The following is a 24998-nucleotide window of genomic DNA, read 5'->3' as shown; positions in this document are numbered from 1 at the left end:
CACCGCCTAGGCTGGATCCCTATGGCACATCTGCTGGGCGCCGAGGCGCTGCGACTCGAGTACCCCACACGCGTGATCTTCGACGACGTCTCCCTGGGGATCGAGGAGGGCGACCGCATCGGGATCGTCGGACGCAACGGCGACGGCAAGTCGACCCTCCTGCGACTGCTCGCGCAGCGCATCGAGCCGGACAGCGGCCGCGTCACGCACCGCCGCGGCGTCACGCTCGGGATGCTCGACCAGGCCGACACGGTCGATGAGGACCTCACCGTCGCCCAGGCCGTCGTCGGCGGGCTCCAGGAGCACGAGTGGGCGGGCGATGCGCGCACCCGAGACGTGATCGCGGGCCTGCTGCGCGACGTCCCCTGGGACGGAGTGGTCGGCTCCCTCTCGGGCGGCCAGCGGCGCCGGGTCGCCCTCGCGAAGCTGCTCGTCGGCGACTGGGACGTCGTCTTCCTCGACGAGCCCACCAACCACCTCGACGTCGAGGGCATCGCCTGGCTCGCCGAGCACCTCAAGCGCCGCTGGGCGTCGTCGTCGGGCGGGCTCGCGGTCGTCACCCACGACCGGTGGTTCCTCGACGAGATCTGCACCGCCACCTGGGAGGTGCACGACCGCCTCGTCGAGCCGTTCGAGGGCGGGTACGCGGCGTACATCCTGCAGCGCGTGGAGCGCGACCGGATGGCGTCGACCATGGAGGCCAAGCGACAGAACCTGATGAAGAAGGAGCTCGCCTGGCTCCGGCGCGGCGCCCCCGCCCGCACGGCCAAGCCCAAGTTCCGGATCGACGCCGCGAACCAGCTGATCGAGGACGAGCCCCCGGTGCGCGACTCGGTCTCGCTCTCGCAGCTCGCCGTCTCCCGCCTGGGCAAGGACGTCGTCGACCTGCTGGACGTCACCGTCCGCTACGGCGAGCGGACCGTCCTCAACCGCATCGAGTGGCGGATCGCGCCCGGCGAGCGCACCGGCATCCTCGGCGTGAACGGCGCCGGGAAGTCGACCCTCCTCGGCCTGGTCGCGGGCAGCGTGGAGCCGACGAGCGGCCGGGTGAAGCGCGGCACCACCGTGCGCGTCGCGATCCTCGACCAGCAGCTGCGCGAGCTGACCGGGGTCCAGCACCGGCCCGTCCGCGAGATCATCGCGGAGCAGCGCACCAGCTACTCCATCGGCGGCAAGGAGATGACCCCGGGCCAGCTGCTCGAGCGGCTCGGATTCTCGAGCGCGCAGCTCTCGACGCCGGTGAAGGACCTCTCGGGCGGTCAGCGCCGGAGGCTCCAGCTCCTGCTCATCCTGCTCAGCGAGCCCAACGTGCTGATCCTCGACGAGCCGACCAACGACCTCGACACCGACATGCTCGCCGCGATCGAGGACCTGCTCGACTCCTGGCCGGGCACCCTCCTCGTCGTCTCGCACGACCGGTACCTGCTCGAGCGCGTCACCGACCAGCAGTACGCCGTGATGGACGGCGCGTTCCGCCACCTGCCCGGCGGCGTCGAGCAGTACCTCGACCTGCGCCGCGCGCTCGAGAAGGGTGCGCCCGCGGCGGCGTCGTCGGGCTCCTCCTCCGCCGCGCCGGCGTCGAGCGGACTCGCGGGGGCCGAGCGGCGCACCGCCGAGAAGGAGGTGTCGGCGATCGACCGGCGCCTGCACAAGCTCACGCAGCTGACGAAGACCGTGCACGAGAAGATGGCGACGCACGACCAGGACGACTACGACGGCATCCTGGCGCTGAACGCCTCGCTCCGCGCCTACGAGGACGAGACGGCCGAGCTCGAGCTGCGCTGGCTGGAGCTCTCGGAGCAGCTCGAGGGCTGACGCCGCTCTCCTCCGCGGCACCGGCAGCTGTCCCGTACCGCGTGGGCGGGCCGCCGTCGCGGGCCCGGGGCGACCGGCTCAGCCGAAGTCGAGGGAGAGCTTTCTGAGGAGCTGCGCCAGCCGCTCCTGCTGCGCGTGGGTGAGCGCGCCGAGCAGCTCCTGCTCCGCGTCGACCAGGCGGGTGATCGCCGCGTCGACCCGGGCGAGCCCCGACGGCGTCATCTGCACCAGCACGCCGCGCCCGTCGTTCGGGTCGTCGAGGCGCTCGACCAGGTCGCGCTCGACCAGCCGGTCGATGCGGTTGGTCATGGTGCCGCTGGTGACCATGGTCGCCTGGAGGAGCTGCTTGGGGCTCATCCGGTAGGGCGCGCCCGCGCGCCGCAGGGCCGAGAGCACGTCGAACTCCCACGTCTCGAGCTCCGACCGGCCGAAGGCGCTGCCGCGTGCGCGCTCGAGCTGCTTGGCCAGCCGGCGCATCCGCGAGAAGACCTGGAGCGGCGTGAAGTCGAGATCGGGCCGCTCCCGGACCCAGGCGTCGACGATCCCGTCGACCTCGTCATTCGCACTCACCCGTCCATTGTGGCGGCTGGGCGGCTCGGGGGACGCCGGGAGGCGGACGGGTTGGGAGGCGGACGGGCCGGGAGGCGGGGGCCTCCCGGGCCGCCATCGTCCGCCCGAGCGGCGGCCGCCCGCGCCCGAGGCGGGGCCGGGGGCGCGGGGATGGCAGGATGGACGGCGCGCGATCGCGCGGTCCGCCATGGTGTAACGGCAGCACGGCAGCCTTTGGAGCTGTCCGGTCCAGGTTCGAATCCTGGTGGCGGAGCGGCACCAGGACGGTGCGCTCACGGAGGAGAACGCGAAGAACATGGCAGACAGCACGCTCGCCGTCGTGATCCTGGCGGCAGGCCAGGGCACCCGCATGAAGTCCCGCACCCCGAAGGTCCTGCACCGCCTCGCCGGGAGGCCGCTGCTCGGGCACGTGCTCGACACGGCCGCCTCGCTCGACGCGGCGCACGTCGTCACCGTGGTGCGCCACGAGCGCGACCGGGTCGCCGAGGCCGTCCTCGAGCACACCCCCTCCGCGCTGGTGGTGGACCAGGACGAGACGCCCGGCACCGGCCGCGCGGTCGAGCAGGGCCTCGCGGCGCTCCCGGCATCCTTCGCCGGCACGGTCGTCGTGCTGAGCGCCGACGTCCCGCTGCTGGACGCGCCGACCCTCCGCCGCCTGGTCGACGAGCACCTCGCCGCGGCGAACGCGCTCACCATGCTCTCCTGCGTGCTCGAGGACCCGACCGGCTTCGGCCGGATCGTCCGCGGCGGCGACGGAGCCTTCGCCTCCATCGTCGAGCAGAAGGACGCCAGCCCCGACGAGCTCGACCTCACCGAGATCAACGCCGGCGTCTACGCCTTCGACGCCGCCGCGCTCCGCTCGGTCATCGGCGCGATCGGCACCGAGAACGCCCAGCGGGAGAAGTACCTCACCGACGCCGCCGCCGCGCTCAAGGCCGCCGGCCGCGCGATCGAGGCCGTCCCCGTGCAGGACCGCTGGCTCGTGGCCGGGATCAACGACCGCGCCCAGCTCGCCGACGCGGCGCTCGAGCTCAACGCGCGCATCGTGCGCCGCTGGCAGCTCGAGGGCGTCACGATCCAGGACCCGGCGACGACCTGGATCGACGTGGACGCGGTCCTCGCCCCGGACGTCGAGATCCTCCCGGGCACGCAGATCAAGGGGCCGACCGTCATCGCCACCGGTGCGGTCATCGGCCCGGACACCACGCTCGACTCCTGCGAGGTCGGCGAGGACGCGGTCGTGAAGCGCTCCGACGCCACGCTCGCAGTGATCGGCGCGAAGGCGCAGGTCGGCCCGTTCTCGTTCCTCCGCCCCGGCACCGTGCTCGGCGCCCGCGGCAAGATCGGCACCTACGTCGAGACTAAGAACGCCGTCATCGGCGAGGGATCGAAGGTCCCGCACCTCTCCTACGTCGGCGACGCGGTCATCGGCGAGGAGTCGAACATCGGCGCCGGCTCGATCTTCGCCAACTACGACGGGGTGAGCAAGGCGTCCTCCGTGGTGGGATCGCACGTGCGTGCGGGGTCGCACAACGTCTTCGTCGCCCCCGTTAGAATCGGTGACGGAGCGTACACGGGCGCCGGCACGGTCATCCGCAAGGACATCCCCGCCGGAGCCCTCGGGATCACCGTCGCTCCGCAGCGCAACATGGCCGGGTGGGTGCAGACCCACCGTCCGGGCACCGCAGCGGCCGACGCCGCCGAGGCGGCCCTGGCGTCGGATCCCACCGGATCCGACCAGGCGCCCACCGGAGGAAGCGGAGCACAGTGACCGGCATCACCGCCAGCAACAAGAAGAGCCTGGTCCTCGTCTCGGGGAGGGCGCATCCGGCACTGGCGGAGGCGGTCGCCGCCGAGCTCGGGACCGAGCTCGTCACGACCGAGGGGCGCACCTTCGCCAACGGCGAGCTCTACGTCCGCTACGGCGAGTCGGTCCGCGGAGGCGACGTGTTCGTCCTCCAGTCGCACACGTCCCCGATCAACGAGTGGCTGATGGAGCAGCTGATCATGGTCGACGCGCTCAAGCGCGCCTCCGCCAAGCGGATCACCGTGGTCGCCCCCTTCTACCCCTACGCGCGCCAGGACAAGAAGGGCCGCGGCCGCGAGCCGATCTCGGCCCGCCTCGTCGCGGACCTCTTCAAGGCGGCGGGAGCCGACCGGATCATGTCGGTCGACCTGCACGCGGCGCAGATCCAGGGCTTCTTCGACGGCCCCGTCGACCACCTCTTCGCGATGCCGGTGCTGCTCGAGCACTTCCGCGAGAAGCTCGACCCCTCGACCCTGACCATCGTCTCGCCCGACATGGGCCGCGTCCGCGTCGCCGACATCTGGAGCGACAAGCTCGGCGTCCCGCTGGCGATCATCCACAAGCGCCGCGACCCGAAGGTCGCCAACCAGGTCTCCGTCCACGAGATCGTCGGCGAGGTGAAGGGCCGCGTCTGCCTCCTCGTCGACGACCTCATCGACACCGGGCGCACCATCGCGAAGGCGGCCGAGGCGCTGAAGAAGGCGGGCGCGATCGGCGTGGTCGTCGCGGCGACCCACGCCGTCTTCTCGGACCCGGCGGTCGAGCTCCTGAGCTCCGAGTTCATCGACTCGGTCGTCGTCACCGACACCTTGCCGCTGCCGCCGGAGAAGACCTGGGACCGCCTGACGATCCTGCCCATCGCTCCGCTGCTGGCCCGCGCCATCCACGAGGTCTTCGACGACGGCTCCGTGACGTCGATGTTCGACGGCGACGCGTAGGACCCCGCGCCCCGGGTGCGTCCTGCACAGCGCACCCGGGTCCCGCCCCGGCTCCACCGCCTAGGGTGAGGCCGTGCCCCAGCGTTCGGATGCGACCCTCGCCCTGGCGGCGGTCTTCCTGGTCTGGTCGCCGGCCGCCGCCGCGGCGGGCTGGTGGCTGCTCCTCGGGCTCGCCGTCGCGGCGGCCGCCGCGGCCCTGAGCGCCGTCGCCGACGCCGGGCGCACCGTCCACGACGGCCCCTCCTCCGAGTGGCTCGGGATCGTCGGGCGCGCGTTCGCCTCGGCCGCGCTGGCCCTGACCGCGGCCCAGTCTGTCCTCGGGGGAGCGGCCCGGCCCCTGGCCGTCCTGCTGCTCGTGGCCGTCGCGCTCTTCGGCCTGCGCGGCGGGCGCCTCCCCGCTCGCCCGGTCCTGCTCCTCGTCGGCGCGGTCGTCGTCCTGCTGGCCGCCGCCGCCGTGATCGTGCTGGCGTCCCCTCCGGACCCCGCGCCGCTCGACCCGCTGCGCGACGGAGGGCCGCTGGGAGCCGGCACCGCCGCGGCGCTGCTCCTGATCCTCCTGCCGACGTCCCGCTCCGGCGCGGTGACGGCTCTCCGCCCCGCCCTGCTGCGCATCGGGATCGCCACGGCGGCCGCCGCCGCGCTCGGCACCGGTCTGCTCCTGGCGGCCGGTCCCGAGGTCCTCGCGTCCTCGGAGACCCCCCTGAGCGCTGTCACCCGGGGCACGCCCGCGTCCGGGCTCGTCGGGGCCGCCGCGGTGATCGCGGTCCTGCTCGCGCTCCTCGACCTCGGGAGGAGGGATGCGCGCGCCCTCGTCCGTCTCGCCGGCGCGGGGGAGATCCCGGCAGTGCTCGCCACCAGGAACCGCAGGACCGGCGTGCCGGCGGCGGCCCAGCTCGTCCTCTGCCTGGTCGCCGTGCTCGCGGTCGTGATCCTCGACGCCGACGCGCTGCTCGCCTTCGCCGTGGCCGCTCTGCTGGTGGCGACCATCGTGCGGCGCCTCGACCACGGAGCGGCCGGGGCGAGCGGGCCCGCCCTCGCGTCGGCCGCGGTCTCGCTGCTGCTCCTGCTCGCCCTCCCGGCGGCCACGGCGGCCGCCGCAGCGGTGCTCCTGGCGGCGCTCCTGATCGCGCGGGCGTTCCGGACCTGAGGGGTCAGCCGGCCCGGGCGTCGAGCGCCCGCTCGGGGAGCCGGACGCCACCGCGCGGCTCCGCTGACGACGGGGGAGCTCCCTCCGCGACGAGGAAGGCGCCCCCGCCCGAGGATCCGTGGATCCTGCGGGCGGGGGCGCCTTCCCGTGCGACGCGGGTCAGTGCGTGGAGGGGTCCTGCTCGACCTCGGTGCGGTCTCCCGACCACAGCGTGTGGAAGGTGCCCTCCTTGTCGACGCGCTTGTAGGTGTGCGCTCCGAAGAAGTCGCGCTGGCCCTGCACGAGAGCGGCCGGGAGGCGCTTGGAGGCGAGCGAGTCGTAGTACGACAGCGCGGCGCCGAAACCGGGGATCGGCACGCCAGAGAGCGCGGCGGTCGAGACGATGCGGCGCCAGGCGGCCTCGCCGTTCGCGACGGCCTCGGCGAAGTACGGGTCCTCGAGGAGGGTCGTGATGCCGGCGTTCTCGTCGTAGGCGTCGACGATGCGGTTGAGGAACTGGGCGCGGATGATGCAGCCCGCGCGCCAGATCTTGGCGACCGCTCCCTTGTCGATCTCCCAGCCGTACTTCTCGGCCCCGGCGATGATCGCGTCGAAGCCCTGCGAGTAGGCGACGACCTTGGAGGCGTAGAGCGCGGCGCGCACGTCGTCCTCGAAGCCCTCGTACTTCTCGACCGGGGTCGGGCGCGAGGTGACGCGGGCCTGCACGGCCTCGCGCTGCTCGGGGTGGGAAGACACGGCACGGGCGAAGACGGCCTCGGCGATGCCGCCGACGGGGACGCCGAGGTCGAGCGCGTTCTGCACGGTCCAGACGCCGGTGCCCTTCGAGCCGGCCTGGTCGAGGACGACGTCGATGAAGGGGTTGCCGGTGTCGGCGTCGACCTGGCGGAGCACCTCGGCGGTGATCTCGATGAGGTACGACTCGAGGTCGCCCTTGTTCCAGGCGTCGAAGACCTCGGCGATGGCGGCGGGCTCGTGTCCGCCGACGGTGCGGAGCAGGTCGTACGCCTCGGCGATGAGCTGCATGTCGGCGTACTCGATGCCGTTGTGGATCATCTTGACGAAGTGGCCGGCGCCGTCGGTGCCGATGTGGGTGACGCAGGGCTCACCCTCGGCGACCGCGGCGATCGACGAGAGGATCGGGCCGAGCGTCCTGTAGGACTCGACCGAGCCGCCGGGCATGATCGACGGGCCCTTGAGCGCGCCCTCCTCGCCGCCGGAGATGCCGGTGCCGACGAAGTGGATGCCGGTCTCGCGGACGGCCTTCTCGCGGCGGATGGTGTCGGTGAAGAGCGCGTTGCCGCCGTCGACGATGATGTCGCCGGGCTCGAAGACCTTCGTCAGCTGCTCGATCACGGCATCGGTGCCGCGGCCGGCCTGGACCATGATGATCGCGGTGCGCGGGGTGGCGAGCGAGGCGGCGAAGTCCTCGATGGTCTCGGAGGCGACGAAGTCCGCCTCCGGGTGCTCCGTGATGAGGGTCTCGGTGCGGCCGTAGGAGCGGTTGAACACCGCGACCGTGTTGCCCTCGCGGCTGGCGAGGTTGCGGGCGAGGTTCGAGCCCATCACCGCCAGACCGACGACTCCGATGTTGGCTGTGGCGGTGGGCTTGTCAGACACGGTTCTCCTCGACGTTCGCGTTCAGGGGCGAGCCCAGGCTAGCCCCGGGTCGCTCCGGGGAGCCCGGGTCCGAGCCGTCTCCCGGCTGCACATCGGTCGTGCGGCGCGCGCACGGTCTTGCGCGCGCCGCGACGACCGCGACCGGAACCGGTCAGGCGCCGTGGCCGAGGGGGACGCGCTCCGACGGGATCGGCGGCGGCGGGGGAGTGCCGTCGCCGAACGGGCGGCCGCCGAGCTCCTCGCGGCGCGAGGGGACGAGCCAGCCGGAGAGGTCCGGGCCCTTGGGGACGACGCCGGTCGGATTGATGTCCCGCTGCACCTCGTAGTAGTGCGACTTGATGTGGGTGAAGTCGATCGTGTCGCCGAACCCGGGAGTGGCGAACAGGTCGCGCGCGTAGCCCCAGAGCGCGGGCATCGCCGACAGCAGGTTCCGGTTGGCCTTGAAGTGGCTGTAGTAGACGGCGTCGAAGCGGGCGAGCGTCGTGAAGAGCCGCACGTCCGCCTCGGTGATGGTGTCGCCGACCAGGTAGCGGCGGGTGCTCAGCCGCTCCTCCAGCCAGTCCAGCCGCGCCCAGAGGCGGTCGTAGGCCCGGTCGTAGGAGCGCTGCGAGCCGGCGAAGCCGCACTTGTAGACGCCGTTGTTCACGTCGTGGAAGACCAGCTCGGCGATCTCGTCGATCTCCTCGCGGTGCTCCTCGGGGTAGAGGTCGGGGGCGCCGTCGCGGTGGAACGCGGTCCACTCGGTGGAGAAGTCGAGCGTCATCACCGGGTAGTCGTTGGTGACGACCTGGCCGCTCGGGATGTCCACGAGGGCCGGGACGGTGATCCCGCGCGGGTAGTCGGGGAAGCGGGCGAAGAACGCCTCCTGGAGGCGGGGGATGCCCAGCACAGGGTCGACCCCGCCCGGATCGAGGTCGAAGGTCCAGCTGCGCTTGTCGTGGGTGGGCCCGCAGATGCCCATCGAGAGGGCGTCCTCGAGCCCGAGCAGGCGCCGCACGATCACGGCGCGGTTCGCCCACGGGCAGGCGCGGGAGACGACGAGGCGGTAGCGCCCGGCCTCCACCGGGTACCCGTCGCGGCCGTCGGCGGTGATCCGCGTCGGGATGTAGTTCGTGTCGCGGTGGAAGCCGTTCTTCTCGACGTAGGAGCCGAAGTCGTCGCTCGTCATACCCGCACGGTAGGCGGTCCGCCTGGACGTCCGGCTCCGAGTCCGGCGGCGCGACCGCCTGCTGGCGGGCGGCCGCGATGCCGGGTAGGATCGGCAGCTGAACTTCGGCGAGGGATGCACGTGCATCCGTGATCGACGCGGTGGAAGCAGGCGAGGCCCCCACGGGGCGCCACGGACTTCTCCTCACGCTGACATGCGTTCGAGTCGACAAACCGTCCGTGGCCGCAGGCCACGACCCGATCCGGTGGCGTGCGCGCCGCCCAAGGAGAACATCATGGCTGAACTGACCAACAAGGTCGTCGTCGAGGTCCGCACCTCGTTCGGCAAGGGCGCCGCCCGCAAGATCCGCGCGCAGGACAAGATCCCCGCGGTCCTCTACGGCCACGGCACCGAGCCCCAGCACCTCACCCTCCCGGGCCACCAGGTGCTCCTGCTCACCCGCAAGGCGAACGCGATCCTCGAGCTCGACATCGAGGGCGCCGCGCAGACCACGCTGGTGAAGGACATCCAGCGCGACCCGGTGCGCCAGATCATCGAGCACATCGACCTCGTCGTCATCAACAAGGGCGAGAAGGTCGAGGTGGACATCCCCGTGCACGTCGAGGGCGACGCCGCTCCCGGCACCCTCGTCTCGATCGAGTCGAACACCCTCTCGCTCGAGGTCGACGCCACGCGCATCCCGCAGAACATCGTCGTCTCCGTCGAGGGCCTCGAGGCCGGCACGCAGATCACCGCCGCCGACGTCACGCTCCCCGAGGGCGCCACGCTGGTCACCGACGCCGAGATCCTCATCGTCAACGTCACCGCCGAGGTCGAGCAGGACCTGGGCGAGGACGACGAGACCCCGGCCTCGGGCGACGTCGTCGCCGAGACCGCGGAGTAGTCCGCACCACCCCGGGAACGGGCCCGCTCGCAGCCGCGGCGGGCCCGTTCCGCGTCCGGCGGGGGAGTCCCTCCGCCGCCCCCGAGGAAGAGGAACGACATGGGTGGCACCTGGCTGGTCGTCGGACTGGGCAACCCGGGCGCGCAGTACGCGCGCAACCGGCACAACGTCGGTCAGATGGTGCTCGACGAGCTCGCGACGCGGATCGGCGGCTCGTTCCGCCGACACAACCGCGCCAACGCCGTGGTCGCCGAGGGCTTCCTCCGCCCGGGCGGGCCGAAGCTCGTGCTGGGCAAGCCCAACAGCTTCATGAACCTCTCCGGCGGGCCGACGGCGCAGCTGCTCGACTTCTACTCGATCGACCCGGCGCACCTGATCGTCGTGCACGACGAGCTCGACATCCCCTTCGACACCCTGCGCCTCAAGCAGGGCGGTGGTCACGGAGGGCACAACGGCATCCGCGACATCCTCGCGGCGACCGGAGGAGCCGAGTTCCTGCGCGTGCGGGTCGGCATCGGCCGCCCGCCGGGCCGCCAGCAGGCAGCCGACTTCGTGCTGAAGGACTTCGCCGGCCCGGAGCGCGAGGCGCTCCCGATCCTGGTCTCGGACGCCGCCGACGCCGTCGAGCTCATCGCCGACTCCGGCCTCTCCGCCGCCCAGCTGAAGTTCCACACCAGCGCCTGACCCGCCCTCCACCGAGGGGACCCCGGACGGCGAGGGAGACTGCAGCTCCGGGCTTCCTCGACGGTTCGGGTTTCCCTCGGCGGTCGGCCCGCGGGGCGGCCGTAAACTGGATCCGTGCCCCTCAACGAGATCATCTCGGCGCTGTCGCGCGCCTCCACGTTCGACGATGCTCTCGCGTACGCGGTGCGGGACGCCGACTTCTCGGTGGCCGACGGCCTCCGGGTCCCCCTGCTCGCGGGCCTGATCGAGAGGCGCGCGGAGGCGGGACGCCCGCAGGCGGCGCTGGTGGTCACGGCCACGGGCCGCGACTCCGAGAACGTGCGCGCCTCCCTCGGCTGCATGCTGCCGGACGCGGACGTCGTCGAGTTCCCGGCTTGGGAGACGCTGCCGCACGAGCGCCTCAGCCCGAGCGCCGAGATCGTGGGACGGCGCCTGGACGCGCTGCGGCGGATGAAGCAGTGGTCCGGCGAGCGGCCCCTCGTGGTGGTCGCCTCCGTGCGCGCGGCGCTGCAGCCGGTCGCCGACAACCTCGCCGACATCGAGCCGATCCGACTCGTGAAGGGCGCCCGCGGCTACGACCTCGGCCGCATCTCGGCCGAGCTGGTCGACCTGGCCTACGCCCGGGTCGACATGGTCACGCGCCGCGGCGAGTTCGCCGTGCGCGGCGGCATCCTCGACGTCTTCCCGGCGGTGGCCGAGCATCCGAGCCGAGTGGACTTCTTCGGCGACGAGGTCGACTCCATCCGCGGCTTCTCCGTGGCCGATCAGCGCTCGCTCCCGGGCGAGGCCGACTCGGTGGTCCTCCCGCCGAGCCGCGAGCTGCTGCTGGTGCCCGCGGTGAGGCAGCGGGCCCGCGAGATGCTGCACGAGTTCCCGAGCCTGTCGGCGATGCTCGCGAAGATCGCCGAGGGCATCCCGGTCGAGGGCATGGAGTCGCTCGCCCCCGCGCTGCTGGAGCGGCTGGTCCCGATCTCGCACTACCTCCCCGAGGGGGCGGCCGTCGCTGTCCTCGCCCCCGAGCGCGTGGCGACGCGGGCGATCAGCCTCGCCGAGACGAACCGCGAGTTCCTGCAGGCGGCCTGGAGCGCGGCGACCGCCGGCGCCGAGGCCCCCATCGACCTCGCCTCGGGCGAGTTCATCTCGCTCGGCGCGCTCCGCGACTCCGTGAAGCTCAGCGCCCCGGGCGCCGACGCTCCCGACCACCCCTGGTGGACGATGAGCACGTTCCGCCAGGGCCCCGCCGCGGGCGAGGCCGAGGTGCTGCCGGAGGAGCTCGGGATCGACGAGATCCTCGCCGTCCGCGTCGAGGGCGAGCCGGTCCCCGGCTTCGGAGCGAGCGTCGAGGGCGCCCTCGCCCACGTCCGCGCGCGCCTGGCCGACGGCTGGACCGTGGTCCTGACCGCGCCCGGCACCGGCACGGTCGAGCGCACCGACCAGGTCCTCGCCGAGCACGAGGTCGCCGCCCGCATCGTCGCCGACCTCCCCGCCGGGCTCGAGACGAGTCTGGCCTACGTGGTCCAGGCCTCCGTCGATCACGGCTTCGAGGTGGAGGAGGCGAAGCTCGCCCTGCTCACCGACACGGAGTTCTACGGCCGCACCGTCGGCTACGACTCCCGAGCGGTGAAGAAGCTCGCCTCGCGCCGCAAGAACGTCGTCGACCCGCTGCAGCTCACGCCCGGCGACTTCGTGGTGCACGCCACCCACGGCATCGGCCGGTTCGTGGAGCTCTCTCAGCGCGAGGTCTCCAGCGGGGGCCGCAACGCGATCAAGACCCGCCGCGAGTACCTGGTGCTCGAGTACGCCCCCAGCAAGCGCGGCTTCCCGGGCGACAAGCTGCTCGTCCCCACGGACCAGCTCGACCTGCTCTCCCGCTACGTCGGCGGCGAGGCTCCGGCGCTGAGCAAGATGGGCGGGAGCGACTGGGCGCAGGCCAAGAGCAAGGCCCGCCGCGCGGTCCGCGACATCGCGGTCGAGCTCGTGAAGCTCTACTCCGCCCGGATGGCCTCCCGCGGGCACGCGTTCCCGCCGGACACCCCCTGGCAGCGCGAGCTGGAGGAGGCGTTCCCGTTCGCCGAGACCCCCGACCAGCTCACCGTCATCGACGAGGTCAAGGCCGACATGGAGCGGCCGATCCCGATGGACCGCCTGCTCTCGGGCGACGTCGGCTTCGGCAAGACCGAGGTCGCCGTGCGCGCCGCGTTCAAGGCGATCCAGGACGGCAAGCAGGTCGCGATGCTCGTGCCGACCACGCTGCTCGTCCGCCAGCACCTCGAGACGTTCCAGGAGCGCTTCGCCGGCTTCCCCGTCCACCTGCGGGCGCTCAGCCGGTTCCAGAGTGCGAAGGAGTCGAAGGAGACGATCGAGGGCCTGGCCGACGGCACCGTCGACATGGTCATCGCGACCCACCGGCTCCTCAGCGACAACATCGTCTTCAAGGACCTCGGCCTGCTCGTGATCGACGAGGAGCAGCGCTTCGGCGTCGAGCACAAGGACAAGCTCAAGGCGCTGAAGAAGAACGTCGACATCCTCTCGATGAGCGCCACGCCCATCCCGCGCACGCTCGAGATGGCGGTGACCGGCATCCGCGAGATGTCGACCCTCGCGACCCCGCCGGAGGAGCGCCACCCGATCCTCACCTTCGTCGGCCCCTACTCCGAGAAGCAGGTGTCGGCCGCGATCCGCCGGGAGCTCCTGCGCGAGGGCCAGGTGTTCTTCGTGCACAACCGCGTCTCGACGATCAACCGCGTCGCCTCGCAGCTCGCCGAGCTGGTGCCCGAGGCGCGGATCGCGGTCGCGCACGGCAAGCTCAGCGAGTCGCAGCTCGAGCGGATCATCGTCGACTTCTGGGAGCGCAAGTTCGACGTCCTGGTGTCGACGACGATCGTCGAGACCGGCCTCGACATCCCGAACGCGAACACGCTGATCGTCGACCGCGCCGACAAGTACGGTCTCTCGCAGCTGCACCAGCTGCGCGGGCGGGTCGGCCGCGGCCGCGAGCGCGCCTACGCCTACCTCCTCTACGACGAGACGAAGCCGCTGAGCGAGACCGCGCACGACCGGCTGCAGACCCTGGCCGCCAACTCGGACCTCGGCGGCGGCATGCAGATCGCGCTGAAGGACCTCGAGATCCGCGGTGCGGGCAACCTCCTCGGCGGCGAGCAGTCCGGGCACATCCAGGGCGTGGGCTTCGACCTCTACCTGCGGATGATCGGCGAGGCCGTCGACACCTTCCGCGGCGAGGTCGCCGAGGGGCAGACCGAGCTGCGGCTCGAGCTGCCCGTCGACGCGCGCATCCCGGAGGAGTACGTCGACAGCGAGCGGCTGCGCCTGGAGGCGTACCAGAAGCTGTCGGCCGCGTCGTCGCCGACGGCGAAGGAGGGGAGCATCGACCTCGTGGTCGAGGAGCTGACCGACCGCTACGGCGAGCTGCCCGAGGCGGTCGAGAACCTCATCCTGGTGTCGAGGCTGCGCATGCGCGCGCAGAAGGCGGGCCTCAGCGACGTGGTCGCGATGGGCTCGAACGTCCGCGTGGCTCCCGCTCACCTGCCCGACTCGATCCAGGTGCGCCTGCGCCGGATGTACCCGACCGCGAAGTACCTGCAGCAGGCAGACGCGGTCGTCGTGCCGATGCCCGTGCTCGACGGCGTCCCGCTCGGCGACCGGGCGCTCATCCAGTGGGTGGCGTCGCTCCTGGACGCGCTGTTCCCGGAGCCGGTCACCGTCTGAGGTCCTCGGGGAGGCGCTCCCCGGTGGCGCGCCGCCCCGCTCCGGCGGCCGTCGCCGCTGAGGTAGGGCCCGCTGGCAGGATGGAGGGCATGCCGCTCCTCGCCGCCCGACGTCCTCGAGAGCCGGAGCCGCTCGCCGGCCCGCTGGTCGCCGTCCGCGGGGTCGCGGTCCGCGCCTCGGGGGTCGAGCTGCTCGCCCCGTGCTCGCTCGAGGCGGAGGCGGGGGAGCGCGTCGCGGTGACGGGCCGCAACGGCACCGGCAAGACCACGCTCCTGCGGGTGATCGCCGGCCTCACCGCTCCGAGCGAGGGAGTCGTGGCGGTGGCCGGGCGCGCCCCGGAGGAGCGCTCCGCCGCCCACCGCCGCGCCGTCGCCGCCCTGATCGGCACCCCGCCCTTCGAGCGGGACCTGACCCTCGAGGAGCACCTCGCGATGGTGGCCGTCTCGTGGGGCGCGCCGGTCGCCGACGCCCGCCGCGAGGCCGCGGCAGGTCTCCACGCGCTCGCGCTCGCTCCGCTCGCCCGCCGCTTCCCGCACGAGCTCTCCTCCGGGCAGACGCAGCTGTTCTCCCTCGCGCTCGTGCTGGCCCGGCCCTCGGCGGTGCTGCTGCTCGACGAGCCGGAGCAGCGGCTCGACGTCGAGCGGGTGCCGCTGGTGGCGGAAGTCCTGCGGCGCGCAGCCGCGTCCCGGGCACTCGTCGTCGCGACCCACAGCCCTGTGCTGATCCAGGGTCTGGGCGCGCGGGTCGTCGAGCTGGAGCGGGCGTGACGCGCGCGGAGAGGGCTCGCGTCGCCGAGGTGCGGGCTCTGCACCGGCACCGCGCCGCGGCTCCGCCGAGTCCGCGCGCCTACGCGGGCTACCTCGCCGCGATGACCGTCCTCGTCGTCGTCCTCCCCGTCGCCCGGGCCCTCGCGCTCCTCGCTGCCGAGGCGGGAGCCGTGCCGGAGCCGCTGGTCGCCCTCGCCGCGGGTCTCGCCCTGCCCGCCGCCGTGCTCCTGGGCCGGGTGCGCGGACCCGCGGTGGGCGAGCCGCACACCACGGCCGTGCTGCTCGCGACCGATCTGCGCCGCTGGGCGGTGCTCCGCCGGCCCGTGGTCCGGGCGTCGGCCGGTCTCGTGGCGTGCTGCTCCGCCGTCGCGTCGCTCCTCGCCGTCGCCGCCTCCGCGCCGCTCCTCGCGGCCGTCGTCGGCGGCGCCGCGTTCGCCGGCCTCCTCGCCGTCGCCTGGCTCGCCGGTCAGTGCCTGCCCTCGCGCCTCCCCGCGCTCGCGGCGGGCCTCCTCGCCTCCCTCGCGGTCCTCGGGGCCCTCCTGCCCGGTGCGCCCACGCCGGGCGGCCTCCTCGCCTCAGCCGTGAGCGGAGCGGAGGAGGTGCGCGCCGCGACCGTGCTGCTTGCGTCGGCCGCGGTCCTCCTGGCCGCGGCGCCCCGGCTGCTCGACGCCGCGCGCGGACCTCGGCTCCTCGCCCAGGCCCGGCAGTGGTCGGCGACCGCCCGGCTCGGAGCGACGGGCGATCTCGCCGAGTCGCTCGACGGGTACCGCGCCCTTCCGGCGATCGGGCGGGGGCTCCGAGCGGTCCGCCTCTCCCCGCTCGCCCTCGCGGTGCCGGTGCGCGACGCGATCGGCGCGCTGCGCACTCCCGGACGCTCGGCGGTCGCGGTCGTCGCGCTGGCCGCCGCCGGCGCCGCCGCCGTGCTCGCCGCGGTCGTGCCGTTCTCCCTCCTCGCGCTCCCGGCCGCCGCGGCGGGCGTGCTCGCCTACCTCGGCGCCGGCGTCTGGAGCGACGGCTTCCGTCACGCCGCCGCGACCGCGGGACAGCCGGCGCTCCTCGCCCCCGGCCCGTTCGAGCTGCTCCTCCTGCACGCCGTCCTCCCGCTGGTGCTCGCCATCGGAGTCGCGATGCTCGGCGCCCTCGCCGCCTCGCTGCTGCTCCCGGGCGCGGCGGTGCCGGTGGCCGCCGCGACCGCCGTCGCCGCCGTCGCCGCGCGGGCGATGGACGCGACCCGGGGTCCGCTGCCGCCGCAGCTGCTCAGCCCGGTGCCGCTCCCGATCGGGGACGGCGCGGGAGTCGCGGTGGTCCTCTGGAACCTGGCGGGTGCACTGGTCAGCGCCTCGACCGCGGTGTCCGTCGCGGCGTCGCCCGGGCTCCTCGCCGCGGTGCCGCTCGTCGCCGGCGGCTGCCTCCTCGTCGCGCGGCGGCGTCTCGCGCGGGCCTGAGGCTCCCGGGCGCCCGCGCCGCCCGGATGTCCGCGGCGGCGGCCGGACCGGATGCGAGGATGGCGGGGTGACCGCGCATCCCCGGCTCGACGAGCTCATCCGCACCGTCCACGTCCTCCGCGCCCCGGGTGGCTGCCCGTGGGACGCCGAGCAGACCCACGAGTCGCTCGTGCGCTACCTGATCGAGGAGTCGCACGAGCTCGTCGACGCCATCGAGGCGGGGGACCGGGCCGACCTGATCGAGGAGCTCGGCGACGTCCTCTACCAGGTGCTCTTCCACGCCGACCTGGCCGCCGAGAGCGCCGAGCCCTTCACCATCGAGGACGTCGCGGCGCACATGAACGCCAAGATGATCGGCCGCCACCCGCACGTGTTCGGCGACGCCACGGCCGAGACGGCCGACGACGTCATCGCGGTGTGGGACGAGCTCAAGCGCACCGAGAAGCCGCACCGCACGAGCGTGCTCGACGGGATCCCGCAGGGCATGCCGGCCCTCGCGCTCGCCGACAAGGTGATCGGCAAGGCGACCTCGCTGGGCGTCGTGGACGCCGGCCAGGGCCCGCTTCCCATCGAGTCGGAGGAGGACCTCGGCCCGCTGCTGCTGGCCATCGTCGCCTCCGCCCGCGCCCAGGGGCTCGACGCCGAGCGTGCGCTCCGCACCACGACGCGCGACCTGCAGGACGAGATCCGCGCGGTGGAGCAGGAGCGGCGCGCGGACTGAGGCGCCCGCGGGCCCGCCTCAGCCGATCTGGGAGAATCGCCGTCATGGCCTCCCCGATCACCCCGCCCCGCGGCATGCGCGACTTCCTCCCCGCCGACAAGGCGAAGCGCGAGCACGCGCTCGGCGTCATCCGCCGCGTGTACGCCTCCCACGGGTTCGACGAGATCGAGACGCCCGTGGTCGAGGACTTCGACCGCCTCCACTCCGGGCTCGGCGGCGACAACGAGAAGCTCGCCTTCAGCGTCCTGCGCCGCGGGCTCACCCGCGACGACCTGGCGGCGGTCGACGACGCGTCCGCCCTCGCCGACCTCGGCCTGCGCTTCGACCTCACGGTGCCGCTCGCCCGCTTCTACGCCTCGCACCGCGCCGAGCTGCCGGCTGTCTTCCGCTCGGTGCAGATCGCGCCGGTGTGGCGCGCCGAGCGCCCGCAGAAGGGGCGGTACCGCCAGTTCGTGCAGTGCGACATCGACATCATCGGCGAGCCCGGGCAGCTGGCCGAGGTCGAGCTCATCACGGCGACCGCGGCGGCGCTCGACGCCCTGGGCCTCGAGGACTGCACCATCCGGATCAACGACCGCCGCATCCTCACCGGAATCCTCGAGCACTGCGGCTTCGCCCCCGAGCGCTTCGGCCCGGCGCTGATCTCGATCGACAAGCTCGACAAGATCGGCGCCACCGGTGTCGTCGCCGAGCTCGAGGCCGACGGGCCGGACGCGGCCGCGGTCCTCGGGGGCTACCTCGCGCGGATCGAGCAGGCGGTCGCCGCCGGGGGAGTGGCGCTCGAGCAGTCCGCGATCCTCGACGTGCTGCCCGAGGGCATCGACCCGGAGGCGGTGCTCGCGCTCGAGACCCTGGCCCGGTCGCTGCGCTCGCTGCCCGCCGGCGTCTCGCTCCGCTTCGACCCGACGCTCGTGCGGGGCATGGGCTACTACACCGGCACGATCTTCGAGATCGCGCACCCGTCCTCGGGCTCCTCGGTCGGCGGAGGCGGGCGGTACGACGGGATGATCGGCCGCTTCCTCGGTCAGGACGTGCCGGCCTGCGGCTTCTCGATCGGCTTCGAGCGGATCGTCGAGCTGATCGGCGGTGCCGTCGTCGAGCGTCCCGACGCCGTCGTCCTCGTCCACGAGCGGGACGCGGCGCCCGAGCTGCTGCTCGCGCTCAAGCAGGAGCTGATCGCCCGGGGCTCGCGCGTGCGCCTCGAGCGCCGGGCGAAGAACCTCACCCCGCTCCTGGACCGCGCGGCCGCCGCGGGCTTCACCCGCTTCGCGCTCGTCCCGCGGGACGCCGCCTCCGCCGCCGACCTCTCCTTCAAGGACCTCGGCTGAGCGGCGCCGGGTGAGCGTCGCCGGCTGCCCGCGCTGAGCCGCGCCCGCGGGAGGGGCCGGGGCCGTCCTGTCGGGCCTGAACAGGGTCTCAGCCGATCCGTCAGGGGATCATGCCGATCTGGTCGGATCCTTGTCGGATCCGTGAGAGCCTTAATACCCGCGAAATCTGCGGACACACCCGAGAAATCTCCCCCGGATAGCGTCGAGGCACCCGATCGGCGCGGCTTGGCGCGCCTGCACGGGCACCCCGTCGCGACCCCGCGCACCGCACCGCAGCAGCCCTGACGATCCCCACCCGAGGAGTCCCCTTGACCCTGTCGCCCCTTCGCTCCCTCCCGGCCTTCGACCGCCGCAGCCTCCTCCGCCTGGCGGGTGTCGCCGGCCTCGCGATCGGCGGCGCCTCCGTCCTCGCCTCCTGCGCCTCCGACTCCTCCGGCGCGTCCGCCGCGGACGGCGGCGACCTCGGCACCCTCAAGGTCCAGCTCTCCTGGATCAAGAACGAGGAGTTCGCGGGCGAGTTCTTCGCCGACTCGAAGGGCTACTTCACCGAGGCCGGCCTCGCGGGAGTGACGCTCACCCCCGGCCCCTCGACGGGCGTGGCCGAGCTCCTCTCGGGCAGCGCGGACGTCGCGCTCAGCGACGCCGTCTCGATCGGCACCGCGATCGCCCAGCAGGAGGCCCCGCTCAAGATCATCGGCGCGACCTACCAGAAGAACCCCTTCACGGTCCTCTCGATCAAGACCGCCGGCAACATCGCCACTCCGGCCGACCTCGCCGGGAAGAAGATCGGCGTCCAGGCCTCGAACACCTCCCTGTTCCAGGCGCTGCTCGCCGCGAACGGCCTCTCCGAGTCCGACCTCACGGTCGTCCCCGTCGAGTACGACCCCTCCGTGCTCGTCAACGGCACCGTCGACGGCTTCATCGCCTACCTGACGAACGAGGCCATCACGGTCGCGGCCGAGGGCTACGAGGTCGTCAACCTGCCCTTCGCCGACAACGGCCTCCCCTTCGTCGCCGAGACCTTCTCGGTGTCGGAGCAGGCGATCGCCGAGAAGCGCGACGCTCTGAAGGCGTTCCTCGTCGCCGAGATCAAGGGCTGGACCGACGCCGTCAACGACCCGGAGGCGGGCGCGATGCTCGCCGTCGAGAACTACGGCAAGGACCTCGGCCTCAACGAGGAGTCCTCCAAGAAGGGCGCCACCATCCAGGCCGAGGAGCTGGTCGTCTCGGACGAGACGGTCTCGAACGGCCTCTTCACCATCTCCGAGACGCTGCAGTCCGAGACCATCGCGTCCCTCGCGGGCGCCGGGATCGACGTCACGGCCGAGGACCTCTTCGATCTGACCCTCCTGGACGAGGTCTACGAGGAGAACCCCGAGCTGATGAAGTACGCGGCCTGATCCTGATCCACGAAGGGCACCACTCGTGACCGACACGACCGACGCCGGCACCCTGCGCGACCAGGGTGCCGGCGGCACCGGCATCCAGATCCACGGCCTGTCGAAGACGTTCCGGATGGGCTCGCGCAGCGTCGCGGCGCTGCAGGACACCGATCTCCACACCGACCAGGGCAGCTTCCTCGCCCTGCTCGGCCCGTCGGGGTGCGGCAAGTCGACCATCCTGCGCATCCTCGCGGGACTGGAGGAGCCGACGTCCGGCTCCATCCGGGTCGACGGCCGCACTCCCCAGGAGCTGCGCCGCGACAACAAGCTCGGCATCGCCTTCCAGGACCACGCGCTCCTGCCGTGGCGCAGCGTCATGGCGAACATCCGCCTGCCGTTCGAGATCGCGGGCAAGAGCGTCGACCAGTCCTACATCGACGAGCTGATCGACCTCGTCGGCCTCCGCGGCTTCGAGAAGGCCAAGCCGGCCCAGCTCTCGGGCGGCATGCGCCAGCGCGTGTCGATCGCCCGGTGCCTGATCCTCAAGCCCGAGGTCCTGCTGCTCGACGAGCCGTTCGGCGCCCTCGACGACATGACGCGGCAGAAGCTCAACCTCGAGCTGCTGCGGATCTGGACCGAGAAGCCCGCCACGACGCTCCTCGTCACGCACGGCATCTCGGAGGCGATCTTCCTCTCGGACCGCGTCGCGGTGATGAGCCCGCGCCCGGGACGGGTGAAGGAGATCATCGACATCGACCTCCCCCGCCCGCGCACCCCCGAGATGCAGCGCACCCCCGAGTTCCACGCCTACGTCGACCAGGCCTCCGAGCTGCTGTTCGGCGACGGCGGCGCGGCCGCGGACGACCGCGTCTAGGAGGCACCGTGGCCACCACGCTCCCCGCGGCCCCGCGCCGCGCCCTGTCCCTGCCTCCGTGGCTCACCGGGCTGATCGGCGTCGCCGCGATCGTCGCCGTCTGGTGGATCGTGGCGCTCGTCACCGCGCCCACCGGCGCCGCGACCTACGCGCCCGTCCCCACTCCCGTGCAGGTCGTGCAGACCGCGATGGAGGACGGCGCCGGCTTCTACTGGCGCAACTTCTCCGTCACGATCGGCGAGGCGGCCGTCGGCTACTTCTGGGGCAACCTCCTCGCGCTGGTGCTCTCGGCGCTCGTGCTGGTCCTGCCCTGGCTGGAGGGGGTCGTCTCGCAGCTCGCGGTCATCACCTACTGCGTGCCGATCGTCGCCATCGGAGCGATCGTGCTGCTGATCCTCGGCGGTGCGGACGCTCCCGGGAAGGCGAGCGCGACGGCGATCTTCCTGGCCGGCCTCTCGGTGTTCTTCACCACGGTCGTCGGCAGCCTGCTCGGGTTGAAGGCGGCCGACAAGGCGGCGCTCGACGTCGTCACGGTCTACGGGGGCTCGCGCTTCACTCAGCTGCGCAAGGTGCGTCTGATCGCGGCCCTGCCCAACATCCTGTCGGCGCTGCAGATCGCGGTGCCCGCGGCCTTCCTCGGCGCGATCCTCGGCGAGTACTTCGGCAAGATCGAGACGGGCGTGGGCCCGATCCTGGTCGCGGCGCAGGTCTCGCTGAACTCGCCCCGCGTCTGGGCGCTCTTCCTCCTCTGCGCGGGCGTCGCGCTCCTCGGCTACGGCATCGTCGGACTGATCGGGCGCCTCATCGCGCCCTGGTCCTCCGGAAAGCGGGCATGACCATGACGACCACCGTCCCCGACCGCACGGAGCAGTCCACGGCCACATCGATCCTCGCGGTCGACGAGCTGCGGCGCCAGCTGCGCACGGCCGCCCTCGGCGCGACTCTCAAGAGCCTGCGCAAGAGCCTGCTCGTCGCCCTGTCGACGATCGTGATCGTGCTGGCGATCTGGATCGGTGTGGTCCTCTTCAGCGGGGTCTCGCCCTACGTGGTCAAGGGCCCGTGGGACGTCTGGCAGCACCTGGTGACCGATGCGAAGGCCGCGGAGCACCGCGCCGAGCTGGGCGGCCTCTTCGCCGTGACCATGGGCGACGCACTGATCGGCTTCGCGGCCGGCCTGGTCGTGGCGATCCTCGGCGCGATCCTGTTCCGCCTGTCGAAGGGCATCGAGCACGCGCTGATGCCGTTCGCGATGCTGCTGCGCTCGGTGCCGCTGATCGCGATGGCGCCGCTGATCATCCTGGTCTTCGGGACCGGCTCGATCGCCTCGGTCGCGGTCATCGGCGGGATCGTCGTCCTGTTCCCCGCGCTGGTGACGATCGCCTTCGGCCTCAACAACGCCTCCCCGCAGATGCTCGACGTGGTCGCGGTCTACGGCGGCAGCACCCTCACCGCGATCCGCAAGGTGGCCATCCCCGGCTCGCTGCCCTCGCTCTTCGCCGCGATCCGCATCTCGGTGCCCGGAGCGATCACGGGCGCGCTGCTCGCCGAGTGGCTCTCCACCGGTGCGGGCATCGGCGGGGCGATCAACGCCTGGTCCGCCCAGGCCCGCTTCGCGGACGTCTGGTCGGCGGTCGTGCTCGTGACCGGCGTCTCGCTCGTGCTCTACATGCTCGTGCAGGTGCTCGAGACCTTCGTCCTCTCCCGGATGTCCCTCTCCCTCACCTGACCTCGTCCCTTCCCCCTTCCGCGGGACGCCACTCGAGTGCGGCTCGCCCGGTGGGTCGCATACCCCGGTGGTGTCTCGCGGGAAGGGGGAGGGCAGGGGGAGCGGAGCGACGGGGCCGGGTCAGACGGTGACGATCGCGTCGACGCGGTGGCCGGCCAGCACCTCGCGGCCCCCGAGCCCGTCGAGCTCCATGACCACCGCGATCCCCTCGAGGCTCCACCCTGCGCGCTCGATCAGGCGGCGGCTCGCGTCGAGCGTGCCCCCGGTCGCCAGCACGTCGTCGACCAGCAGCAGCCGCGAGCCGCGGGGCGCCGCGTCCTCGTGCACCTCCAGCATCGTCTCGCCGTACTCGAGGGTCGCCTGCTCGCGCAGCACGGCCCGCGGGAGCTTGCCGGGCTTGCGGATGGTGACGACGCCGAGACCGGCCGAGTAGGCGGCCGCTGCGGCGAGCAGGAAGCCGCGCGCCTCCACGCCCGCGATCGCGTCGATCCGGCCGCGGTAGGGCTCGATCAGCGCGTCGGCCACCGCCCGCAGGGCCTCGCCGTCGCCGAAGACCGGCGTGAGGTCGCGGAACAGGATGCCCGGGCTCGGGAAGTCCGGGACGACGGCGGTGAGACGGTCGACGTGGTCGGCGGCGGTCGTGGTCACGGGAAACCTCCGGGTCGGCGGGTGCGCCCGGGCCGTCCGGCGATCGGGCCCTGGGAGTCTACGACCGGCCGCGGTCTCCTGCGCTTCGGAGGCGGTCAGTAGACTCCTTCCCGACCGCTCCCGTCTCCGGGAGCCCACCCGTCAAGAGGAGATAGTTGTGGCCCTTATCGAGGCAGTCGTCGCCCGAGAAATTCTGGACTCCCGTGGCAACCCCACGGTCGAGGTCGAGGTCCTGCTCGAGGACGGCGCGTCCTCGCGAGCGGCCGTCCCGTCCGGCGCCTCCACCGGCGCGTTCGAGGCGTACGAGCTCCGCGACGGCGACTCCGACCGCTACCTCGGCAAGGGCGTGCAGAAGGCCGTCGACGCCGTCATCGACGAGATCGGCCCGGCCATCGAGGGCTTCGACGCCACCGACCAGCGCCTCGTCGACGCCGAGCTGATCGAGCTCGACGGCACCGAGAACAAGTCCCGCCTGGGCGCGAACGCGATCCTCGGCGTCAGCCTCGCCGTGGCCAAGGCCGCCGCGCAGTCGTCGGACCTCGACCTGTTCCGCTACGTCGGCGGCCCGAACGCGCACACCCTGCCCGTGCCGCTGATGAACATCATCAACGGAGGCGCGCACGCCGACACCGGCGTCGACATCCAGGAGTTCATGGCCGTCCCGCTGGGCGCCGAGTCCTTCTCCGAGGGCCTGCGCTGGGGCGTCGAGATCTACCACGCGCTCAAGGCGCAGCTGAAGAAGGCCGGCTTCGCCACCGGCCTCGGCGACGAGGGCGGCTTCGCCCCCGACCTGCCCACCAACCGCGAGGCGCTCGACTTCATCCTCAAGGCCGTCGAGGCCGCCGGCTTCACCCCCGGCAAGGACATCGGGCTCGCGCTCGACGTCGCCTCCTCGGAGTTCTACGAGGACGGCGCCTACACGTTCGAGGGCAAGAAGCTCTCGGCCGAGGAGCTCTCCTCCTACTACGCCGACCTCGTCGCCAACTACCCGCTGGTCTCGATCGAGGACCCGCTGGACGAAGACGACTGGGCCGGCTGGACCCACCTCACCGCGGCCATCGGCGACAAGGTGCAGCTCGTCGGAGACGACCTGTACGTCACCAACCCGGTGCGCCTCGCCCGCGGCATCGCCGAGAAGGCCGGCAACTCGATCCTGGTCAAGGTGAACCAGATCGGCACGCTCACCGAGACGCTCGACGCCGTGGCCCTGGCCCAGCGCAACGGCATGACCGCGATCCTCTCGCACCGCTCCGGCGAGACCGAGGACACCACCATCGCCGACCTCGCGGTCGCGGTGGACGGCGGCCAGATCAAGACCGGCGCCCCGGCCCGCTCGGACCGCGTCGCGAAGTACAACCAGCTGCTGCGCATCGAGGAGATCCTGGGAGGTGCGGCGACCTACGCGGGTCGCTCCGCCTTCCCGCGCTTCTCCGCGTAGTCTCGGCACGCCGGAGCGGCCCCGGAGCCCAGCACCTCGGTGCGGGCGCCGGGGCCGCTCCACTTCCCCCGCCGCGATCGAGGAGGCACCCGCCCATGGCCCGTCCGCCCCGCCGCCCCTCCGCTCCCGGGAGCGCACCCCGTCGGCCCGCGCCCGCCCCGGTGCCGCACTCCCGCCGCCACGTCCCCCCCCCGCCCCGCCCTGCCCCCTCTGCAGCGAGCGGATCTCCGCGCGGCCCGGGCAGCCGACCCCCGGCCCGCTGATCGCGCCCGCCAGCGAGACCCGCCACCCCACCCCCCGCCCCGCCCGCCCCC

Annotated in this window: 20 protein-coding genes and 1 tRNA gene; 17 read left to right on the top strand and 4 right to left on the bottom strand. The window is 72.9% G+C overall.

Features of this window, described 5'->3' with window-relative positions:
* Window positions 1-21: 21 nt before the first annotated feature.
* Window positions 22-1815, top strand: coding sequence for an ABC-F family ATP-binding cassette domain-containing protein (locus C5D50_RS15050; RefSeq protein ID WP_104283862.1), 1794 nt, complete (start codon window positions 22-24; stop codon window positions 1813-1815).
* 78 nt (window positions 1816-1893) lie between these two features.
* Here the strand turns inward: C5D50_RS15050 and C5D50_RS15045 are convergent, their stop codons facing one another.
* Window positions 1894-2385: a MarR family winged helix-turn-helix transcriptional regulator gene (locus C5D50_RS15045; RefSeq protein WP_104222340.1), complete on the bottom strand. Its 492-nt coding sequence runs from the start codon at window positions 2383-2385 to the stop codon at window positions 1894-1896.
* A gap of 181 nt (window positions 2386-2566) precedes the next feature.
* Here C5D50_RS15045 and C5D50_RS15040 point away from each other — a divergent pair.
* From C5D50_RS15040 to C5D50_RS15025, 4 genes are all read left to right on the top strand, one after another.
* Window positions 2567-2638, top strand: a tRNA-Gln gene (locus C5D50_RS15040).
* Between the two features lie 42 nt (window positions 2639-2680).
* Window positions 2681-4156, top strand: a complete 1476-nt coding sequence (glmU, locus tag C5D50_RS15035) for a bifunctional UDP-N-acetylglucosamine diphosphorylase/glucosamine-1-phosphate N-acetyltransferase GlmU (protein WP_104226937.1) — start codon at window positions 2681-2683, stop codon at window positions 4154-4156.
* Complete coding sequence (locus tag C5D50_RS15030; protein ID WP_104222342.1) at window positions 4153-5130, top strand: ribose-phosphate diphosphokinase; 978 nt, start codon at window positions 4153-4155, stop codon at window positions 5128-5130. Before glmU ends, C5D50_RS15030 begins: the two co-directional genes overlap by 4 nt.
* 73 nt (window positions 5131-5203) lie before the next feature.
* Window positions 5204-6277: a hypothetical protein gene (locus C5D50_RS15025; RefSeq protein WP_104283861.1), complete on the top strand. Its 1074-nt coding sequence runs from the start codon at window positions 5204-5206 to the stop codon at window positions 6275-6277.
* A 159-nt stretch (window positions 6278-6436) separates the two neighbouring features.
* On the opposite strand, the gene gndA is transcribed toward C5D50_RS15025, so the two are convergent.
* Window positions 6437-7894 (bottom strand): NADP-dependent phosphogluconate dehydrogenase, encoded by a 1458-nt coding sequence (gene gndA / locus C5D50_RS15020; protein WP_104283860.1) that lies wholly within the window; start codon window positions 7892-7894, stop codon window positions 6437-6439.
* A gap of 151 nt (window positions 7895-8045) precedes the next feature.
* Window positions 8046-9062: a glutathione S-transferase family protein gene (locus C5D50_RS15015; RefSeq protein ID WP_104283859.1), complete on the bottom strand. Its 1017-nt coding sequence runs from the start codon at window positions 9060-9062 to the stop codon at window positions 8046-8048.
* Window positions 9063-9336: 274 nt separating this feature from the next.
* Between C5D50_RS15015 and C5D50_RS15010 the strand changes: the two genes are divergently transcribed.
* From C5D50_RS15010 to C5D50_RS14960, 11 genes are all read left to right on the top strand, one after another.
* On the top strand, window positions 9337-9945 hold the full coding sequence (locus C5D50_RS15010; protein ID WP_104233682.1) for a 50S ribosomal protein L25/general stress protein Ctc: 609 nt from the start codon (window positions 9337-9339) through the stop codon (window positions 9943-9945).
* A gap of 99 nt (window positions 9946-10044) precedes the next feature.
* Window positions 10045-10629 carry an aminoacyl-tRNA hydrolase gene (gene pth / locus C5D50_RS15005; protein WP_104283858.1) on the top strand — a complete coding sequence of 195 codons (585 nt, stop codon included), beginning with the start codon at window positions 10045-10047 and terminating at the stop codon, window positions 10627-10629.
* Window positions 10630-10743: 114 nt separating this feature from the next.
* Window positions 10744-14355, top strand: coding sequence for a transcription-repair coupling factor (gene mfd, locus C5D50_RS15000; protein ID WP_104283857.1), 3612 nt, complete (start codon window positions 10744-10746; stop codon window positions 14353-14355).
* Window positions 14356-14444: 89 nt separating this feature from the next.
* Window positions 14445-15122 (top strand): ATP-binding cassette domain-containing protein, encoded by a 678-nt coding sequence (locus C5D50_RS14995; RefSeq protein ID WP_104283856.1) that lies wholly within the window; start codon window positions 14445-14447, stop codon window positions 15120-15122.
* Complete coding sequence (locus C5D50_RS14990) at window positions 15119-16567, top strand: hypothetical protein (protein WP_104283855.1); 1449 nt, start codon at window positions 15119-15121, stop codon at window positions 16565-16567. Before C5D50_RS14995 ends, C5D50_RS14990 begins: the two co-directional genes overlap by 4 nt.
* Before the next feature lie 67 nt (window positions 16568-16634).
* A complete protein-coding gene (locus tag C5D50_RS14985) occupies window positions 16635-17288 on the top strand; it encodes a MazG family protein (protein WP_104283854.1) in 654 nt (217 codons plus the stop codon).
* A gap of 44 nt (window positions 17289-17332) precedes the next feature.
* Entirely contained in the window at window positions 17333-18616 is a 1284-nt protein-coding gene (hisS, locus tag C5D50_RS14980; protein WP_104268004.1) for a histidine--tRNA ligase, read from the top strand.
* Window positions 18617-18924: 308 nt separating this feature from the next.
* Window positions 18925-20016, top strand: coding sequence for an ABC transporter substrate-binding protein (locus tag C5D50_RS14975; RefSeq protein ID WP_258059873.1), 1092 nt, complete (start codon window positions 18925-18927; stop codon window positions 20014-20016).
* 115 nt (window positions 20017-20131) lie between these two features.
* Entirely contained in the window at window positions 20132-20872 is a 741-nt protein-coding gene (locus C5D50_RS14970; RefSeq protein WP_104222373.1) for an ABC transporter ATP-binding protein, read from the top strand.
* Window positions 20873-20880: 8 nt separating this feature from the next.
* Complete coding sequence (locus tag C5D50_RS14965) at window positions 20881-21708, top strand: ABC transporter permease (RefSeq protein ID WP_244229606.1); 828 nt, start codon at window positions 20881-20883, stop codon at window positions 21706-21708.
* Window positions 21705-22598, top strand: a complete 894-nt coding sequence (locus tag C5D50_RS14960; protein WP_104222359.1) for an ABC transporter permease — start codon at window positions 21705-21707, stop codon at window positions 22596-22598. The genes C5D50_RS14965 and C5D50_RS14960 overlap by 4 nt, the downstream gene beginning before the upstream one ends.
* A 120-nt stretch (window positions 22599-22718) precedes the next feature.
* On the opposite strand, the gene C5D50_RS14955 is transcribed toward C5D50_RS14960, so the two are convergent.
* Window positions 22719-23246: an adenine phosphoribosyltransferase gene (locus tag C5D50_RS14955; RefSeq protein WP_104222360.1), complete on the bottom strand. Its 528-nt coding sequence runs from the start codon at window positions 23244-23246 to the stop codon at window positions 22719-22721.
* A 157-nt stretch (window positions 23247-23403) separates the two neighbouring features.
* Here C5D50_RS14955 and eno point away from each other — a divergent pair, with 157 nt between their 5' ends.
* The gene (gene eno, locus C5D50_RS14950; RefSeq protein WP_104222361.1) at window positions 23404-24684 is read left to right on the top strand and encodes a phosphopyruvate hydratase; all 1281 of its coding nucleotides are present in this window, start codon (window positions 23404-23406) and stop codon (window positions 24682-24684) included.
* The last annotated feature ends 314 nt before the right edge of the window (window positions 24685-24998 follow it).

The sequence above is a fragment of the Rathayibacter sp. RFBD1 genome, assembly GCF_002932915.1.
Classification (GTDB): Bacteria; Actinomycetota; Actinomycetes; order Actinomycetales; family Microbacteriaceae; genus Rathayibacter.
The sequence above is the reverse complement of the archived record's forward strand: the minus strand, read 5'-3'. Positions and strand labels throughout refer to the sequence as shown.

What these genes read in the sequence shown, in the direction of transcription:
- C5D50_RS15015 (WP_104283859.1), bottom strand. Translation starts at nt 9,062, where the DNA reads ATGACGAGCGACGACTTCGGCTCCTACGTCGAGAAGAACGGCTTCCAC.
- glmU (WP_104226937.1), top strand. Translation starts at nt 2,681, where the DNA reads ATGGCAGACAGCACGCTCGCCGTCGTGATCCTGGCGGCAGGCCAGGGC.
- pth (WP_104283858.1), top strand. Translation starts at nt 10,045, where the DNA reads ATGGGTGGCACCTGGCTGGTCGTCGGACTGGGCAACCCGGGCGCGCAG.
- C5D50_RS14995 (WP_104283856.1), top strand. Translation starts at nt 14,445, where the DNA reads ATGCCGCTCCTCGCCGCCCGACGTCCTCGAGAGCCGGAGCCGCTCGCC.
- C5D50_RS14960 (WP_104222359.1), top strand. Translation starts at nt 21,705, where the DNA reads ATGACCATGACGACCACCGTCCCCGACCGCACGGAGCAGTCCACGGCC.
- C5D50_RS15050 (WP_104283862.1), top strand. Translation starts at nt 22, where the DNA reads ATGGCACATCTGCTGGGCGCCGAGGCGCTGCGACTCGAGTACCCCACA.
- C5D50_RS14970 (WP_104222373.1), top strand. Translation starts at nt 20,132, where the DNA reads ATGGGCTCGCGCAGCGTCGCGGCGCTGCAGGACACCGATCTCCACACC.
- C5D50_RS15010 (WP_104233682.1), top strand. Translation starts at nt 9,337, where the DNA reads ATGGCTGAACTGACCAACAAGGTCGTCGTCGAGGTCCGCACCTCGTTC.
- hisS (WP_104268004.1), top strand. Translation starts at nt 17,333, where the DNA reads ATGGCCTCCCCGATCACCCCGCCCCGCGGCATGCGCGACTTCCTCCCC.